1 protein-coding gene and 1 pseudogene are annotated in these 1,060 nt (G+C 35.8%); both read right to left on the bottom strand.

Annotation, left to right across the window (positions count from 1 at the left end; genetic code table 11):
* Positions 1–259 (bottom strand): annotated as a pseudogene (locus R8N28_RS26850) (hypothetical protein); the annotation flags it as partial.
* A 456-nt stretch (positions 260–715) separates the two neighbouring features.
* Positions 716–1,060: Lrp/AsnC family transcriptional regulator (locus R8N28_RS26845; protein ID WP_318183872.1), on the bottom strand; the 345-nt coding region annotated here is incomplete at its 5' end.

Genomic DNA, 1,060 nt, shown 5'->3' with positions numbered 1-1,060 from the left:
AATCATTCACCCTCACCACATTCGGCGGATTTGAATCAATGACTTGGTAAGATACTGAGCCGCGAACGTTGCTCAATAGTGTCTGAGTGATGGTTCCCACACCCTCAAACTGCAACGAGGCATCTTCAACAATCAGCTGTGGACGACTCTGCTTCGTGATAGAAGTTGGAGAGCTTGTATTGCTCGGCTTGGAGTCACCTCCTCCACCGCAACCAGCAAGTAAAGCAGCAAGAAAAATCAAATAATAATTTCTGTTCATTTTTAGTAATAATTTGTTACATCTCAAGGGGCGAGATAATAATACGATGTTTTATTAATCGCTATCCCTATTGTTGATGACTTTATTACTTAAGTATTTACTACTATATTAAGGGTAAAAATAAATTCTGATAAATGGCGAGAAAATTACCCGAAAAAACACAAAGCAAACGTTTAAATTAATGTAATTAATTAATTTAGAAAGAGTGAATATTCAACAAAATAAAACAGGAAAAATAATGAAGAAAAATTGCGTTAATTTTTGGCGGGCTATGCTGTATGGACATTAACAGATTAGAAAAACATAATTATCTAATGCACAAATAAAAGCAAGAACGAATCTCGTTTATATTTAATAAAAGAGATTTGTATTTTAAAACTGGAATAATGTCACTCTTACATTCCATTTTAATGTCTCGTCAGTAACAACTATTATTCCAGTAACTGTAAACTTAGATTAACTTCGAATTGGCAACTCAGTGGTATATTTAATCGACTCCATTGCAAATGTTGAAGTCACGTTAGATAGCCCTTTTACACTATTCACTAAGCGCTTATAAAATTCGTCAAAGCACTTCATATCTTTCACCAGCACTTTCATCATGTAGTCATACTCGCCAGCCATACGATAAAACTCCATCACCTCAGGGAAATCACTCACTGTTGTGACAAAATGGTGATACCAATCTTCGGAGTGATCGATGGTTTTTAACTGAACAAAAGCGATAAAAGACAGGTCGAGTTTTTCTGCGCTCAGTAACGCGACGCGCTTTTCAATGTAGCCTTCCTCTTCCAACCTTTT

This window comes from Vibrio sp. Vb1554 (assembly GCF_033344235.1).
This window is presented reverse-complemented; position numbering and strand designations above follow the sequence as displayed.